This is a genomic window from Pseudomonas sp. SMN11 (assembly GCF_052041945.1).
Classification (GTDB): domain Bacteria; phylum Pseudomonadota; class Gammaproteobacteria; order Pseudomonadales; family Pseudomonadaceae; genus Aquipseudomonas.
On sequence record NZ_JBKGGW010000016.1, the window covers coordinates 18,788 to 32,637 of the forward strand.

Consider the following 13,850-nt stretch of genomic DNA (forward strand, 5'->3'; position numbering starts at 1 on the left):
AGCCAGCTCCCACAGGAAAGCACTGGTCTCAAGTCCGGCGCTATCCCTGTGGGAGCTGGCTTGCCTGCGATGGGCCGCGCAGCGGCCCCGGCTATTCAACGCAGTGCCGGGCCAGCGCCCACTCCACATGCTCGCGCACCAGCTCCGACTCATCCTCCCGCCTCGCCTTCAACGCCTCTATCACCGGAATCGTCGAAGGCGCATTACCCAGCCCCACCGCCAGGTTGCGCAAGAATCGCTCATACCCCGCCCGCCGCAGCGGCCCGCCTTCGGTCTTGCGCAGGAAGGTGCGCTCGTCCCACAGGAACATTTCAGCCAGCTCGGCATTTTCCAGCCCATGCCGTGGCTGGAAGTCCTGTTCCTTGCTGTGATTGGCAAAGCGGTTCCAGGGGCAGACGATCTGGCAGTCATCGCAGCCGAACACACGATTGCCCATCATTGAGCGCAGTTCGACCGGAATAGGGCCGCGCAACTCGATAGTCAGGTAGGAGATGCAACGCCGCGCATCCAGTACATACGGCCCGACGAACGCCTGGGTCGGACAGATGTCCAGGCACGCCTGGCAGCGCCCGCAATGTTCACTGGTATGCGCCTCGTCCACCGGCAGCGGCAGGTCGACGAACAGTTCGGCAAGGAAGAAGTAGCTGCCGGCCTTGCGGTTGAGCAGCAGGGTATTCTTGCCGATCCAGCCCAGCCCGGCTTGCTCGGCAAGGGCCTTCTCCAGCACTGGGGCGCTGTCGACGAAGGCGCGGTAGCCGAACGGGCCGATCGCTTCCTGGATGCGGTCCGCCAGGAACTGCACGCGCTTGCGCACCAGCTTGTGGTAGTCGCGGCCCAGGGCGTAACGCGAAACGTAGGCTTTCTCTGGCTGGGCCAGGCGTTGCGCCATCTGCGTGTCGCCGGGCAGGTAGTCCATGCGCAGCGACACCACGCGTACCGTGCCGGGAATCAGCTGGTCGGGGTGGGCGCGCTTGCTGCCGTGTGCGCCGAGGTACTCCATTTCGCCCTGGTAGCCGGCCTCGAGCCAGCGTTGCAGGTGCTGTTCGTGTTCGCCAAGGTCGACACCGGCGATGCCGACGTGGGCAAAACCGAGGTCTTGGCCCCAGATCTTGATGGATTGGGCCAGTTGGGCGAGGTCAGGAGTACAGGCGGACATGGATGGGCAGGCAATACGGGCTCAGGTGCGTATAATTCTGCCAGACATTGGAGCCTTTGACCCCATGCCGCAGACCAAACACCCCAGCAATGCCCCGCAAATGCTCAGCAGCGTCACCGTCGCACGCCTGCCGGCGCGCCATGCGCATGCTCATAAAGGCGACTTCGGCCATGTGCTCGTCGTCGGTGGTGATCTGGGCACCGGCGGCGCCGTGCTGCTCAGTGCCGAGGCTGCGTTGCGCTGCGGTGCCGGGCTGGTCAGCGTGGCGACGCGCCCGGAGCACGTCATGGCCGGGCTGGCGCGCATGCCGGAAGCCATGTGCCTGGGGATCGAGTCGGCTAATCAATTGATTGCTGTGCTGGAGCGTGGCTCGGTGCTGGTGGTGGGTCCTGGCCTGGGGCAGGCCGCCTGGGGCCGCAGCCTGCTGTCTGCGGTGGCCAACGCCGAGCGGCCTCAGGTGTGGGATGCCGACGCCCTGAACCTGCTGGCCCGCACACCACTGGCGCTACCCAGCGGTAGCATCCTCACCCCGCACCCGGGGGAGGCGGCGCGATTGTTGGGCATTTCCACCGAGGCTGTGCAGGCCGACCGCTCGGGGGCGGCGCGCAAGCTGGCACGTCGCTATGCCAGCGTCTGCGTGCTCAAGGGTGCCGGTACCCTGGTGGCCGACCCCGCCGGCCAGCTGGCGCTGTGCAATCGAGGGCATCCGGCAATGGCCGGCGCAGGGCTGGGCGACGTGCTGACCGGCGTGCTGGCGGCGTTGCTGGCTCAAGGGCTGGATGCCTGGAGCGCGGCTGGCCTGGGGGTATGGCTGCACGCCTGTGCAGGGGAGCGCCTGGGCGTCAAAGGTAGAGGCCTGGCAGCCAGTGATCTGGCGCCAGTCATTCGTGAATTGTTGGAGGAGCATTCTGCGTGTCTGGCTTAACCCTGTTTCTGGCCGATGAAGCGGCCACGGTCGATTTCGGCGCAAAAATGGCCGAGGTGACCGGCGGTCGTGGCGTGATTTTCCTGGAAGGCGACCTGGGGGCGGGCAAGACCACGCTCTCGCGTGGCTTGATCCGTGGGCTGGGCCATACTGGTGCAGTAAAAAGTCCGACTTTCACCGTTGTAGAACCCTACGAAATTGGGGAAATACGCGCCTTCCATTTCGACCTGTATCGCCTGGTCGACCCGGAAGAGCTGGAGTTCATGGGCATTCGTGACTATTTCGACGGTGATGCGCTGTGCCTGTTCGAATGGCCACAAAAGGGTGCGGGCGTTTTGCCAAAGCCCGACCTGACCATTACCATAAGCCCCCAAGCGAGCGGCCGCTCGCTTGACCTTACGCCGCAGGGGGCTCGCGGCGAGGCCTGGTGCACTGCACTGGCCGAACACTATAAACAGTAAGTGGGGTAGGTATGCGCATACGCGCACTGGTCGCTGTCGTTGGATTGCTGCTGACAGCGGTGACCGTTGACGCTCTGGCCGTCACTCAAGTCAAGAGCGTGCGCCTGTGGCGCGCGCCGGACAACACGCGGTTGGTCTTCGATCTGTCCGGCCCCGTGCAGCATAGCGTCTTCACCCTCAGTGCACCCGATCGCCTGGTGATCGACATCAATGGCGCGACCCTGGCCGCGCCGCTGAACGTGTCGACCGCGAATACGCCGATCAGCAGCGTGCGCTCGGCTCAACGTACCCCTACCGACTTGCGTGTGGTGGTTGACCTGAAGAAATCGGTCACGCCCAAGAGCTTCACCCTGGCGCCCAATGCCCAGTACGGCAACCGCCTGGTGGTCGACCTGTACGACCAGGAAGCCGACGCCATCGCTGCCACGGCGCCGACCCCGCCGCCAACCCCGGTGCAAACCCCGGCGACCACGCCCGCCGTGCCGGTGAGCCCAGCCCAGCCAGCGATCAAGCTGCCGCCCGTGCCGAGTGGCAAGCGCGACATCGTGGTCGCCATCGATGCCGGTCATGGCGGTGAAGACCCGGGCGCATCCGGCTCGCGCGGCCAGCACGAGAAAGACATCGTGCTGCAGATCGCCAAGGAACTGCAGCGCCAGATCAACACCGAGAAGGGCTACCGCGCCGAACTGACCCGCACCGGTGACTACTTCATCCCGCTGCGCAAACGCACCGAGATCGCCCGCAAGAAGGGTGCCGATCTATTCATCTCGATCCATGCCGACGCCGCACCATCGCGCGCCGCCTTTGGCGCCTCGGTGTTCGCCCTGTCCGACCGTGGCGCCACGTCCGAGACCGCGCGCTGGCTGGCCGACACGGAAAACCGTTCCGACCTGATCGGTGGTGCCGGCAACGTCAGCCTCGACGACAAGGACCGCATGCTCGCGGGCGTGCTGCTCGACCTGTCGATGACCGCCACGCTGAGTTCCAGCCTGAACGTCGGGCAAAAGGTGCTCGGCAACATGGGGCGCGTCACCTCGCTGCACAAGCAGCGGGTGGAACAGGCGGGCTTCATGGTGCTGAAATCGCCGGATATCCCGTCGATCCTCGTTGAAACCGGGTTCATCTCGAACAACAACGAAGCGGCCAAGCTGGCCACCGCCAGCCATCAGCAGGCCTTGGCGCGTTCGATTCATACCGGCGTGCGCCAGTACTTCCAGCAAAACCCGCCGCCTGGCACATACATTGCCTGGCTGCGTGACAGCGGCAAGATTGCCCAGGGGCCGCGTGAGCACACCGTGCGCCCGGGCGAAACCCTGGCGATGCTCGCCGTGCGCTATCAGGTCAGCGTGACCAGCCTGCGCAGCACCAACAGCCTCAAGACCGATGAGCTGAAGGTCGGCCAGCACCTCGATATCCCTGCTACCACGCTGGCTTCGCAATGAGTGGCGGTTCGCGCATCCAGCTGCTCAGCCCGCGGCTGGCTAACCAGATTGCCGCCGGTGAGGTGGTCGAACGCCCGGCGTCGGTGGCCAAAGAACTGTTGGAGAACAGTCTTGACTCCGGTGCCCGGCGCATCGACGTGGAAGTCGAGCAGGGGGGCGTGAAGCTACTGCGGGTGCGTGACGATGGCAGCGGCATTTCTGCCGATGACCTGCCGCTGGCCCTGGCCCGTCACGCCACCAGCAAGATTCGCGAGCTGGAAGACCTTGAAGGCGTACTGAGCCTGGGTTTCCGAGGTGAGGCACTGGCATCGATCAGCTCGGTGGCGCGCCTGACCCTGACTTCCCGCACTGCCAGCGCTGGTGAGGCCTGGCAGGTAGAGACCGAAGGCCGTGACATGACCCCGCGCGTGCAGCCTGCCGCGCACCCGGTCGGCACCTCGGTGGAAGTGCGCGACCTGTTCTTCAATACCCCGGCCCGGCGCAAGTTCCTCAAGGCCGAAAAGACCGAATTCGATCACCTGCAGGAAGTCATTCGCCGTCTGGCCCTGGCCCGCTTCGATGTCGGTTTCCACCTGCGCCACAACGGCAAGAGCATCCTCAGCCTGCATGAGGCGCATGACGAAACTGCCCGTGCGCGACGGGTCGGCGCCATCTGCGGCCCAGGCTTCATGGAGCAGGCGCTGCCGATCGACGTCGAACGCAATGGCTTGAGGCTGTGGGGCTGGGTCGGCCTGCCGACGTTCTCGCGCAGCCAGGCCGATCTGCAGTACTTCTTCGTCAACGGCCGTGCGGTGCGTGACAAGCTGGTCGCCCACGCCGTGCGCCAGGCTTACCGCGACGTGCTGTTCAACGGCCGGCACCCGACCTTCGTGCTGTTCCTCGAACTCGAGCCGAATGGCGTGGACGTCAACGTGCACCCGACCAAGCACGAAGTGCGCTTCCGCGAAGGCCGCTCGGTGCATGACTTCCTGTATGGCACGCTGCACCGTGCCCTGGCTGACGTACGCCCTGAAGATCAGCTGGCTGCGCCTGCTGCCTTGCCTGAAGTGGTTCGCCCGACCGGGCAGCAGGTCGGTGAGTTCGGCCCGCAGGGAGAAATGCGCCTGGCCTCGCCAGTGCTGGAGCAGCCGCAGCATTCCATTTCCAATGGCGGCAGTGGCGCCGGTTACCAGTATCAGTACACGCCGCGCCCGTCGCAGCCGTTGCCGGCTGCCGAGTCCCACGCAGTCTACCGCGAGTTCTACAAGCCACTGAACAACGAGGGCGCGCCAGCTGCTTCGGCACTGCCGGAGAGCCAGGGCGACATCCCGCCACTGGGTTATGCCCTGGCCCAGCTAAAGGGCATCTACATCCTCGCAGAGAATGCCGTCGGCCTGGTATTGGTGGACATGCACGCGGCCCACGAGCGCATCATGTACGAGCGGCTCAAGGTGGCCATGGCAAGTGAAGGCCTCAGCGGCCAGCCGCTGCTGGTGCCGGAAACCCTGGCGCTGAGCCAGCGCGAGGCCGATTGTGCCGAAGAGCATGGCCAGTGGTTCCAGCGCCTGGGCTTCGAGCTGCAGCGCCTGGGCCCCGAGACACTGGCGGTCCGCCAGATCCCGGCGCTGCTCAAGCAGGCCGAAGCCAATCGCCTGGTCCAGGATGTGCTCGCCGACCTGATGGAATACGGCACCAGCGACCGCATCCAGGCGCACCTCAACGAACTGCTCGGCACCATGGCCTGCCACGGCGCCGTGCGCGCCAACCGGCGGTTGGCCATCCCCGAGATGAACGCCCTGCTGCGCGACATGGAAAACACCGAGCGCAGCGGCCAGTGCAACCACGGCCGTCCGACCTGGACCCAGATGGGCCTGGACGACCTGGACAAACTATTCCTGCGCGGTCGATGACATGAGCGGCAAACCCCCTGCAATATTCCTCATGGGCCCGACGGCGGCCGGCAAGACCGACCTCGCCATCGAACTGACCAAGGTCCTGCCCTGCGAGCTGATCAGTGTCGACTCGGCGCTGGTCTATCGCGGCCTGGACATTGGTTCGGCCAAGCCTTCCAAAGAGATTCTGGCCGCCTACCCGCACCGGCTCATCGATATTCGCGACCCCGCTGAAAGCTACTCGGCCGCGCAATTTCGCGCCGACGCCCTGGAAGCGATGGCCGATATCACCGCGCGCGGCAAGATTCCGCTGCTGGTCGGCGGCACCATGCTTTATTACAAGGCGCTGATCGACGGCCTGGCAGACATGCCGGCGGCCGATGCCGCCGTGCGCGCAGAGCTCGAGGCCCAGGCCGCGGCGCTGGGCCTGGCCGAGTTGCACCGGCAACTGGCAGAGGTCGATCCGGAGTCGGCGGCGCGCATTCACCCCAACGACCCGCAGCGGCTGATCCGCGCGCTGGAAGTGTTCCGGGTGAGCGGCGAGACCATGACAGGGCATCGACAACGTCAGCGCCAGCGTCAATTCGCGGAAAGTAGCGGCGCAGACGCAGGCGCTGGCGGGCATTTGCCCTATACTGTCGCAAGTTTGGCGATTGCGCCTGCGGATCGTCACATTCTGCATAAGCGAATTGCGTTACGATTTTCGCAGATGCTGGAACAGGGCTTCATCGACGAGGTCCGATCGCTGCGAGCCAGAAGTGACTTGCACGCCGGACTGCCGTCTATACGGGCAGTGGGCTATCGACAGGTCTGGGACTACCTCGACGGCAAGCTGACTGAGAATGAGATGCGCGAACGCGGTATCATTGCCACTCGACAGCTGGCCAAGCGGCAGTTCACCTGGTTGCGTGGCTGGCCTGACGTGCATTGGCTTGACAGCCTGGCCTGCGACAATCTGTCCCGCACCTTGAAATACCTTGGGGCCGTCTCCATATTGAGCTGAGTCCCTGCTGATAGCCGTCTATTCTTGCGAAGGGGCGGCCTGACTTATCAAATTTTCTGATTTTCTATTTATTTATCCTTACAGGAGTGCGGCATATGTCAAAAGGGCATTCGCTACAAGACCCTTACTTGAATCAACTGAGAAAGGAAAAGGTCCCGGTATCGATCTATCTGGTCAACGGGATCAAGCTGCAGGGCTCGATCGAATCCTTCGACCAGTTCGTGGTACTGCTGAAGAACACCGTCAGCCAGATGGTCTACAAACACGCCATTTCGACCGTAGTTCCGGCCCGTCCGGTCCGCCTGCCAAGCCCGACCGACGGCGAGCACGGCGACAGCGAGCCAGGCAACGCCTGATAGGAGCCTGCATTGTTCTTTGAGCGCCACGGTGGTGGTGAGCGGGCGTTGCTCGTTCACTTGGAAGGTCAGAACCCTGAGGCGCGCGAAGACCCGCAGGAGTTTCAGGAACTGGCACTGTCGGCCGGAGCCGACATCGTCTCGTTGGCCACGGTAGCCAGGCATCAGCCTACGGCCAAATACCTGATTGGCAGCGGCAAGGTCGAGGAATTGCGCGACCTGGTCAAAGCCGAACAGGTAGACCTGGTGATTTTCAATCACACCCTCACGCCCAGTCAGGAACGCAACCTCGAGCGCATCTTCGAGTGTCGCGTGCTCGACCGTACCGGGCTGATTCTCGACATTTTCGCCCAGCGGGCGCGTACCCATGAAGGCAAGCTGCAGGTCGAACTGGCCCAGCTCGACCATATGAGCACGCGGCTGGTGCGCGGCTGGACCCACCTTGAGCGGCAGAAGGGTGGTATCGGCCTGCGTGGTCCGGGTGAAACCCAGCTGGAAACCGACCGCCGTCTGCTGCGGGTACGCATCCGCCAAATCAAGGGGCGCCTGGAGAAGGTGCGCAGCCAGCGCGAGCAGGCCCGTCGTGGCCGTAAGCGTGCGGATATCCCTTCGGTTTCGTTGGTTGGCTACACCAACGCCGGCAAGTCCACACTGTTCAACGCCCTGACCGAATCCGAGGTGTACGCGGCCGATCAGCTGTTCGCCACGCTCGATCCGACCTTGCGCCGGCTCGAATTGGCCGACCTGGGGCCGATCGTGCTGGCAGACACCGTGGGCTTCATTCGCCACCTGCCGCACAAGCTGGTCGAGGCTTTTCGGGCTACGCTCGAAGAATCGAGCAACTCGGACCTGCTGCTGCATGTGATCGACGCCCATGAGCCAGAGCGCATGGAGCAGATCGAGCAAGTGCTGGCCGTGTTGGGCGAGATCGGTGCCGAAGGCTTGCCGATCCTCGAGGTCTATAACAAACTCGACCTGCTCGAAGATGTCGAGCCGCAGATTCAGCGCGATGCCGATGGCAAGCCGCAGCGAGTCTGGGTGTCGGCACGAGATGGACGTGGCCTGGAGCTGGTCGGCCAGGCGATTGCCGAGTTGCTGGGGGATGATCTGTTTGTCGGTACCCTGTGCCTGGAGCAGCGTTTTGCCCGCTTGCGCGCGCAATTCTTTGCCCTGGGTGCCGTGCGAAGTGAAGAGCATGACGAAGAAGGGCGCAGCCTGCTGAGTGTTCGCCTGCCCAGGATCGAGTTGAATCGCCTGGTCAGTCGTGAAGGCATGGAGCCGCAAGTGTTTGTCGAGCAACACACTTTGCAATAAATGCCCGGTGAGGTCGCCGGGCAGCAGTGGCAGGCATTCTGTAGCATTGGACGGCGCGCCGTGGGCGCGTCTTTGCTTTATCAGATGGAGAGCGCTATGGCTTGGAACGAGCCGGGTGGCAACTCGAACAATCAGGATCCCTGGGGCGGCCGTCGCGGTGGCGGCGGTGGTGGCGACAAGAAGGGTCCGCCGGATCTGGACGAGGCCTTCCGCAAGCTGCAGGACAGCCTGAACGGCATGTTCGGCAGTGGCAAGAAACGTGGCGGCGGTGACCGCAATGTCGGCAAGGGTGGCGGCTATGGTCTGCTGGGCATTGGCCTGGCGGTGCTTGCTGCAATCTGGCTGTACAGCGCCGTGTACGTGGTCGACGAGCAGGAGCAGGCCGTGGTGCTGCGCTTCGGCAAGTACTATGAGACGGTCGGTCCCGGCCTGAACATCTACTTCCCGCCAATCGATCGCAAGTACATGGAAAACGTCACGCGCGAGCGTGCCTACACCAAGCAGGGGCAGATGCTCACCGAAGACGAGAACATTGTCGAGGTGCCGCTGACCGTCCAGTACAAGATCAGCAACCTGCAGGACTTCGTGCTTAACGTCGACCAGCCTGAGGTCAGCCTGCAGCATGCGACCGACAGCGCCCTGCGCCACGTGGTGGGCTCCACCTCGATGGACCAGGTGCTGACCGAGGGCCGTGAGCAGATGGCCGTGGATATCCGCGAGCGCCTGCAGCGCTTCCTCGACAACTACCGCACCGGTATCACCGTCACCCAGGTCAACGTACAGAGCGCGGCAGCCCCGCGTGAAGTGCAGGAAGCCTTCGACGACGTGATCCGCGCCCGCGAAGACGAGCAGCGTGCCCGCAACCAGGCCGAGTCCTACGCCAATGGCGTGGTGCCGGAAGCCCGCGGTCAGGCCCAGCGCATCATCGAGGACGCCAACGGTTACCGCGACGAAGTCATTGCCCGCGCCAAGGGTGAGGCTGATCGCTTCACCAAGCTGGTCGCCGAGTACCGCAAGGCCCCTGACGTAACCCGTCAGCGCCTGTACCTGGAGACCATGCAAGAGGTCTACAGCAATACCAGCAAGGTCCTGGTCACGGCCAAGGACGGGCAGAACAACCTGCTCTACCTGCCGCTGGACAAGATGGTCGAAGGCAGCCGCAACGCTTCCGCGCCAAGCACCAGCGTCAGCCCGTCGGTCAACGATGCGGCCACGCGCGCCGCGCAGGACCTGCAACAGCAACAGCAGCCACTGCGCACTAGGGAGAGCCGCTGATGAGCAACCGATCGCTGATCGCCCTGATCGCCGCCGTGGTTTTGGCCATTGTGGCCTGGAACAGCTTCTACATCGTGTCCCAGACCGAGCGTGCGGTACTGCTGCGCTTTGGTAAGGTGGTCCAGGCGGATGTCCAGCCGGGCCTGCACGTGAAGATTCCGTACGTGAACCAGGTACGCAAGTTCGACGCACGCCTGATGACCCTCGACGCCCCGACCCAGCGGTTCCTGACCCTGGAGAAGAAGGCGGTGATGGTCGACGCCTACGCCAAGTGGCGCGTCAAGGATGCCGAGCGCTTCTACACCGCCACTTCCGGCATGAAGCAGATCGCCGACGAACGTCTGTCGCGTCGTCTGGAAAGCGGCCTGCGTGACCAGTTCGGTAAGCGCACCCTGCACGAGGTGGTTTCCGGTGAACGTGACGCGCTGATGGCTGACATCACCGCATCGCTGAACCGCATGGCCAGCAAGGAACTGGGTATCGAGGTCATCGACGTGCGCGTCAAGGCCATCGACCTGCCGAAGGAAGTCAATCGCAGCGTGTTCGACCGCATGAGCACCGAGCGTGAGCGTGAAGCCCGCGAGCACCGCGCCAAAGGTAACGAGTTGGCCGAAGGTATTCGCGCCGACGCCGACCGTCAGCGCCGTGTACTGCTGGCCGAAGCCTACCGCGAAGCGGAAGAGACCCGTGGTGACGGCGACGCTCAGTCGGCCGCCATCTACGCCAAGGCCTACACCCAGGACGCCGATTTCTATGCGTTCTACCGTAGCCTGCAGGCGTACCGCGACAGCTTCTCGAGCAAGAGCGACGTGCTGGTCCTGGACGCGAAGAACGAGTTCTTCCGCTTCCTCGACAAGAGCAAGCCGTGATGCTCAGGCCCTGATTTTCATGCAGTGGCACCCCGCCTGGCAGCTAAAACACCAGGCGGGGTGCATCCTGAATGAAAAGGGGTGTATGATGAGGCAGCCGGGAAATTTCCCGGCTTTTTTGCGTCTGCAAGGTTGATTGGCAAAGCGCCAGTTGACGGTTTGGTCAGGTCGCAAGGCAATTTGAGGGTATCGGGTACGGTGGCTGCGCTGGGATCAGTGCTGCCCGCTGCTGTGCGCGATACCGGCTTTACTGATGGCTCGCCAGCTGGCAAGCCGCCCGGACCAGAGGGGAAATGGCGTAATGGCAACGGTAGACCGCTGGCTGCTGCCAGATGGCATCGAGGAAGTACTGCCACCTGAGGCTGCGCGTATCGAGATCGCGCGTCGCCAGGTGTTGGACCTGTTCCAGAGTTGGGGCTACGAGCTGGTCGTCACCCCGCATATCGAGTACCTGGAGTCGCTGCTCACCGGCGCCGGCCAGGACCTGGATCAGCGCACCTTCAAGGTGGTCGACCCGCAGTCGGGCCGCCTGATGGGCTTCCGCGCCGACTTCACCCCGCAGGTGGCGCGCATCGACGCCCACACCCTGCGCCGTGAAGGCCCGAGCCGCCTGTGCTATGCCGGCAGCGTGCTGCACGCCCAGCCGCGCGCCCTGTCCACCTCGCGCAGCCCGATCCAGCTGGGTGCCGAGCTGTACGGCGACGCCAGCCCGACCAGCGATGTCGAAGTCATCAGCCTGATGCTCGCCACGCTGCAGTTGACCGACGTTGCCGATGTGCACATGGACCTCGGCCACGTCGGTATCTACCGCGGCCTGGCCCGTGCCGCTGGCCTGTCGGGTGCGGTCGAACAGCAGTTGTTCGACGCCCTGCAGCGCAAATCGGTCGATGAAGTTCAGGCGCTGACCGCCGACCTGCCGAAGGACCTGGGCAACATGCTCCGCGCCCTGGTCGAACTGTGCGGTGGCCGTGAAGTGCTGGCCGAGGCCCGCGTGCGCCTGGGGCGCGCCCCGGCCAGCGTCCTGGCGGCGCTCGACGACTTGCTGGCGATCGCTGATCGCCTGGCGTCGCGCTACCCTGACCTGCCGTTGTACTTCGACCTCGGTGAGCTGCGTGGCTACAACTACCACACCGGCGTGGTGTTCGCCGTGTTCGTCCCGGGCGAAGGTCAATCGATCGCCCAGGGCGGCCGCTACGACGACATCGGCGCCGACTTTGGCCGGGCACGCCCGGCCACCGGTTTCTCCACGGATTTGAAGACCCTGGTCACACTGGGGCGAGCGGAGGTCGTATTGCCAACTGGCGGCATCTGGATGCCGGACAGTGGCGACGCGGCCCTCTGGCAGCAGGTCTGCCAGTTGCGCAACGAGGGCCAGCGTGTGGTCCAGGCTCTGCCTGGCCAGCCGTTGAGTGCTGCTCTCGAGGCGGATTGTGATCGTCAATTGATTCAGCAAGACGGGCGCTGGCAGGTTCTGCCGCTGGCCCAGTGAGTTTCTGCGTCGGCAAAGGCCGGCAACCAAGTTTGCGTGAATGAGGACCAATGTAATGGGTAAGAATGTCGTCGTCCTGGGCACCCAGTGGGGTGATGAGGGCAAAGGCAAGATCGTCGATCTGCTGACCGAACATGCTGCCGCCGTAGTGCGCTACCAAGGTGGCCACAACGCGGGCCACACCCTGGTGATCAACGGTGAGAAAACCGTTCTGCACCTGATTCCCTCGGGCATCCTGCGTGAAGGCGTACAGTGCCTGATCGGTAACGGCGTGGTCGTTGCTCCGGACGCCCTGATGCGTGAAATCACCAAGCTGGAAGAGAAGGGCGTACCGGTGCGCGAGCGCCTGCGCATCTCCCCGGCTGCGCCGCTGATCCTGTCGTACCACGTGGCCCTGGACCAGGCCCGTGAGAAAGCCCGTGGCGAAGCCAAGATCGGCACCACCGGCCGTGGCATCGGCCCAGCCTACGAAGACAAGGTTGCACGCCGCGGCCTGCGCGTCGGCGACCTGTTCCACCGCGAGCGTTTCGCTGCCAAGCTGGGTGAGCTGCTGGACTACCACAACTTCCAGCTGGTGAACTACTACAAAGAGCCGGCCATCGACTTCCAGCAGACCCTGGACGAGTGCATGGCCTACGCCGAACAGCTCAAGCCGATGATGCTCGACGTCACCGCCGAGCTGCACAACCTGCGTCGCGCTGGCAAGGACATCATGTTCGAAGGCGCCCAGGGCTCGCTGCTGGACATCGACCACGGTACCTACCCGTACGTCACCAGTTCCAACACCACCGCTGGCGGCATCTCCACCGGTTCCGGCGTTGGCCCGATGTACCTGGACTACATCCTGGGTATCACCAAGGCCTACACCACTCGCGTTGGTTCCGGTCCGTTCCCGACCGAACTGTTCGACGAGACCGGTGCCACCCTGGCCAAGCGTGGCCACGAGTTTGGCTCCACCACTGGCCGTGCCCGTCGTTGCGGCTGGTTCGATGCCGTCATCCTGCGTCGCGCCATCGACGTCAACAGCATCTCGGGCATCTGCCTGACCAAGCTGGACGTGCTGGACGGTCTGGAAACCATCAACATCTGCGTTGGCTACAAGAACGAGAACGGTGCCGTCATCGACGCGCCTTCCGACGCCGATAGCTACATCGGCCTGGAGCCGGTGTACGAAGAGATGCCAGGCTGGAGCGAGTCGACCCTGGGCGTGAAAACCCTGGAAGAGCTGCCGCAAGCTGCGCGTGACTACATCAAGCGCATCGAAGAGCTGGTAGGCGCGCCGATCGACATCATTTCGACCGGCCCGGACCGCAACGAGACCATCGTTCTGCGTCACCCGTTCGCTTGATCTGCCCTCCAGGCTGACCTGACGCCGCGCTCCTGAAAAGGATCGCGGCGTTTTCATTTGTGGGGTTCACCTGTGCCGGCCTCTTCGCGGGTAAACCCGCTCCCACAGGGACCGCACAAATTTCAAGGCATGTGCAGTACCTGTGGGAGCGGGTTTACCCGCGAAGAGGCCCGTACAGGAAAACCCATTGCTAAACCTTGGCGCTTATCCCTGCTGTATACGGCACAACCCTTGCTGTAAGAAGTTTCTGTAGATGCCATCAAAATAGTGGCGCCAGAAAACACGAGGGTTACACCGTGTCTGCCATCCTTTCACTGTTACGAAGCCGCCTCTTGCGGCCT

The 13,850-nt window shown here is 63.8% G+C and carries 12 protein-coding genes; 11 read left to right on the forward strand and 1 reads right to left on the reverse strand.

Annotated elements, in window-relative coordinates; all coding sequences use genetic code 11:
• Window positions 1–91: 91 nt before the first annotated feature.
• A complete protein-coding gene (gene queG / locus ACLEJU_RS15310) occupies window positions 92–1,156 on the reverse strand; it encodes a tRNA epoxyqueuosine(34) reductase QueG (protein WP_435424842.1) in 1,065 nt (354 codons plus the stop codon).
• Window positions 1,157–1,220: 64 nt separating this feature from the next.
• Here queG and ACLEJU_RS15315 point away from each other — a divergent pair, with 64 nt between their 5' ends.
• The 11 genes from ACLEJU_RS15315 to ACLEJU_RS15365 all read left to right on the forward strand — a co-directional run bounded on the left by ACLEJU_RS15315 (window position 1,221) and on the right by ACLEJU_RS15365 (window position 13,509).
• Complete coding sequence (locus tag ACLEJU_RS15315; protein WP_435424841.1) at window positions 1,221–2,081, forward strand: NAD(P)H-hydrate dehydratase; 861 nt, start codon at window positions 1,221–1,223, stop codon at window positions 2,079–2,081.
• 2 nt (window positions 2,082–2,083) lie between these two features.
• Window positions 2,084–2,542, forward strand: coding sequence for a tRNA (adenosine(37)-N6)-threonylcarbamoyltransferase complex ATPase subunit type 1 TsaE (tsaE, locus tag ACLEJU_RS15320; RefSeq protein WP_435424855.1), 459 nt, complete (start codon window positions 2,084–2,086; stop codon window positions 2,540–2,542).
• 11 nt (window positions 2,543–2,553) lie between these two features.
• Window positions 2,554–3,984 carry an N-acetylmuramoyl-L-alanine amidase gene (locus tag ACLEJU_RS15325; protein WP_103445897.1) on the forward strand — a complete coding sequence of 477 codons (1,431 nt, stop codon included), beginning with the start codon at window positions 2,554–2,556 and terminating at the stop codon, window positions 3,982–3,984.
• Window positions 3,981–5,873 (forward strand): DNA mismatch repair endonuclease MutL, encoded by a 1,893-nt coding sequence (gene mutL / locus ACLEJU_RS15330; protein ID WP_435424840.1) that lies wholly within the window; start codon window positions 3,981–3,983, stop codon window positions 5,871–5,873. The genes ACLEJU_RS15325 and mutL overlap by 4 nt, the downstream gene beginning before the upstream one ends.
• 1 nt (window position 5,874) lies before the next feature.
• Window positions 5,875–6,858: a tRNA (adenosine(37)-N6)-dimethylallyltransferase MiaA gene (gene miaA / locus ACLEJU_RS15335; protein ID WP_435424839.1), complete on the forward strand. Its 984-nt coding sequence runs from the start codon at window positions 5,875–5,877 to the stop codon at window positions 6,856–6,858.
• Window positions 6,859–6,953: 95 nt separating this feature from the next.
• Window positions 6,954–7,214, forward strand: coding sequence for an RNA chaperone Hfq (gene hfq, locus ACLEJU_RS15340; RefSeq protein ID WP_060510654.1), 261 nt, complete (start codon window positions 6,954–6,956; stop codon window positions 7,212–7,214).
• 12 nt (window positions 7,215–7,226) lie between these two features.
• Window positions 7,227–8,528: a ribosome rescue GTPase HflX gene (gene hflX, locus ACLEJU_RS15345; protein WP_435424838.1), complete on the forward strand. Its 1,302-nt coding sequence runs from the start codon at window positions 7,227–7,229 to the stop codon at window positions 8,526–8,528.
• Between the two features lie 96 nt (window positions 8,529–8,624).
• Window positions 8,625–9,803 carry an FtsH protease activity modulator HflK gene (hflK, locus tag ACLEJU_RS15350; RefSeq protein ID WP_110633495.1) on the forward strand — a complete coding sequence of 393 codons (1,179 nt, stop codon included), beginning with the start codon at window positions 8,625–8,627 and terminating at the stop codon, window positions 9,801–9,803.
• A complete protein-coding gene (gene hflC / locus ACLEJU_RS15355; protein ID WP_060510648.1) occupies window positions 9,803–10,672 on the forward strand; it encodes a protease modulator HflC in 870 nt (289 codons plus the stop codon). The genes hflK and hflC overlap by 1 nt, the downstream gene beginning before the upstream one ends.
• Before the next feature lie 301 nt (window positions 10,673–10,973).
• Window positions 10,974–12,161 carry an ATP phosphoribosyltransferase regulatory subunit gene (locus ACLEJU_RS15360; protein WP_103445891.1) on the forward strand — a complete coding sequence of 396 codons (1,188 nt, stop codon included), beginning with the start codon at window positions 10,974–10,976 and terminating at the stop codon, window positions 12,159–12,161.
• Window positions 12,162–12,216: 55 nt separating this feature from the next.
• A complete protein-coding gene (locus ACLEJU_RS15365; RefSeq protein WP_003249542.1) occupies window positions 12,217–13,509 on the forward strand; it encodes an adenylosuccinate synthase in 1,293 nt (430 codons plus the stop codon).
• The last annotated feature ends 341 nt before the right edge of the window (window positions 13,510–13,850 follow it).

Coding starts and splice junctions, on each gene's coding strand:
- queG (WP_435424842.1), bottom strand. CDS start 1,156: ATGTCCGCCTGTACTCCTGACCTCGCCCAACTGGCCCAATCCATCAAG.
- ACLEJU_RS15315 (WP_435424841.1), top strand. CDS start 1,221: ATGCCGCAGACCAAACACCCCAGCAATGCCCCGCAAATGCTCAGCAGC.
- ACLEJU_RS15325 (WP_103445897.1), top strand. CDS start 2,554: ATGCGCATACGCGCACTGGTCGCTGTCGTTGGATTGCTGCTGACAGCG.
- mutL (WP_435424840.1), top strand. CDS start 3,981: ATGAGTGGCGGTTCGCGCATCCAGCTGCTCAGCCCGCGGCTGGCTAAC.
- miaA (WP_435424839.1), top strand. CDS start 5,875: ATGAGCGGCAAACCCCCTGCAATATTCCTCATGGGCCCGACGGCGGCC.
- hfq (WP_060510654.1), top strand. CDS start 6,954: ATGTCAAAAGGGCATTCGCTACAAGACCCTTACTTGAATCAACTGAGA.
- hflK (WP_110633495.1), top strand. CDS start 8,625: ATGGCTTGGAACGAGCCGGGTGGCAACTCGAACAATCAGGATCCCTGG.
- hflC (WP_060510648.1), top strand. CDS start 9,803: ATGAGCAACCGATCGCTGATCGCCCTGATCGCCGCCGTGGTTTTGGCC.
- ACLEJU_RS15360 (WP_103445891.1), top strand. CDS start 10,974: ATGGCAACGGTAGACCGCTGGCTGCTGCCAGATGGCATCGAGGAAGTA.
- ACLEJU_RS15365 (WP_003249542.1), top strand. CDS start 12,217: ATGGGTAAGAATGTCGTCGTCCTGGGCACCCAGTGGGGTGATGAGGGC.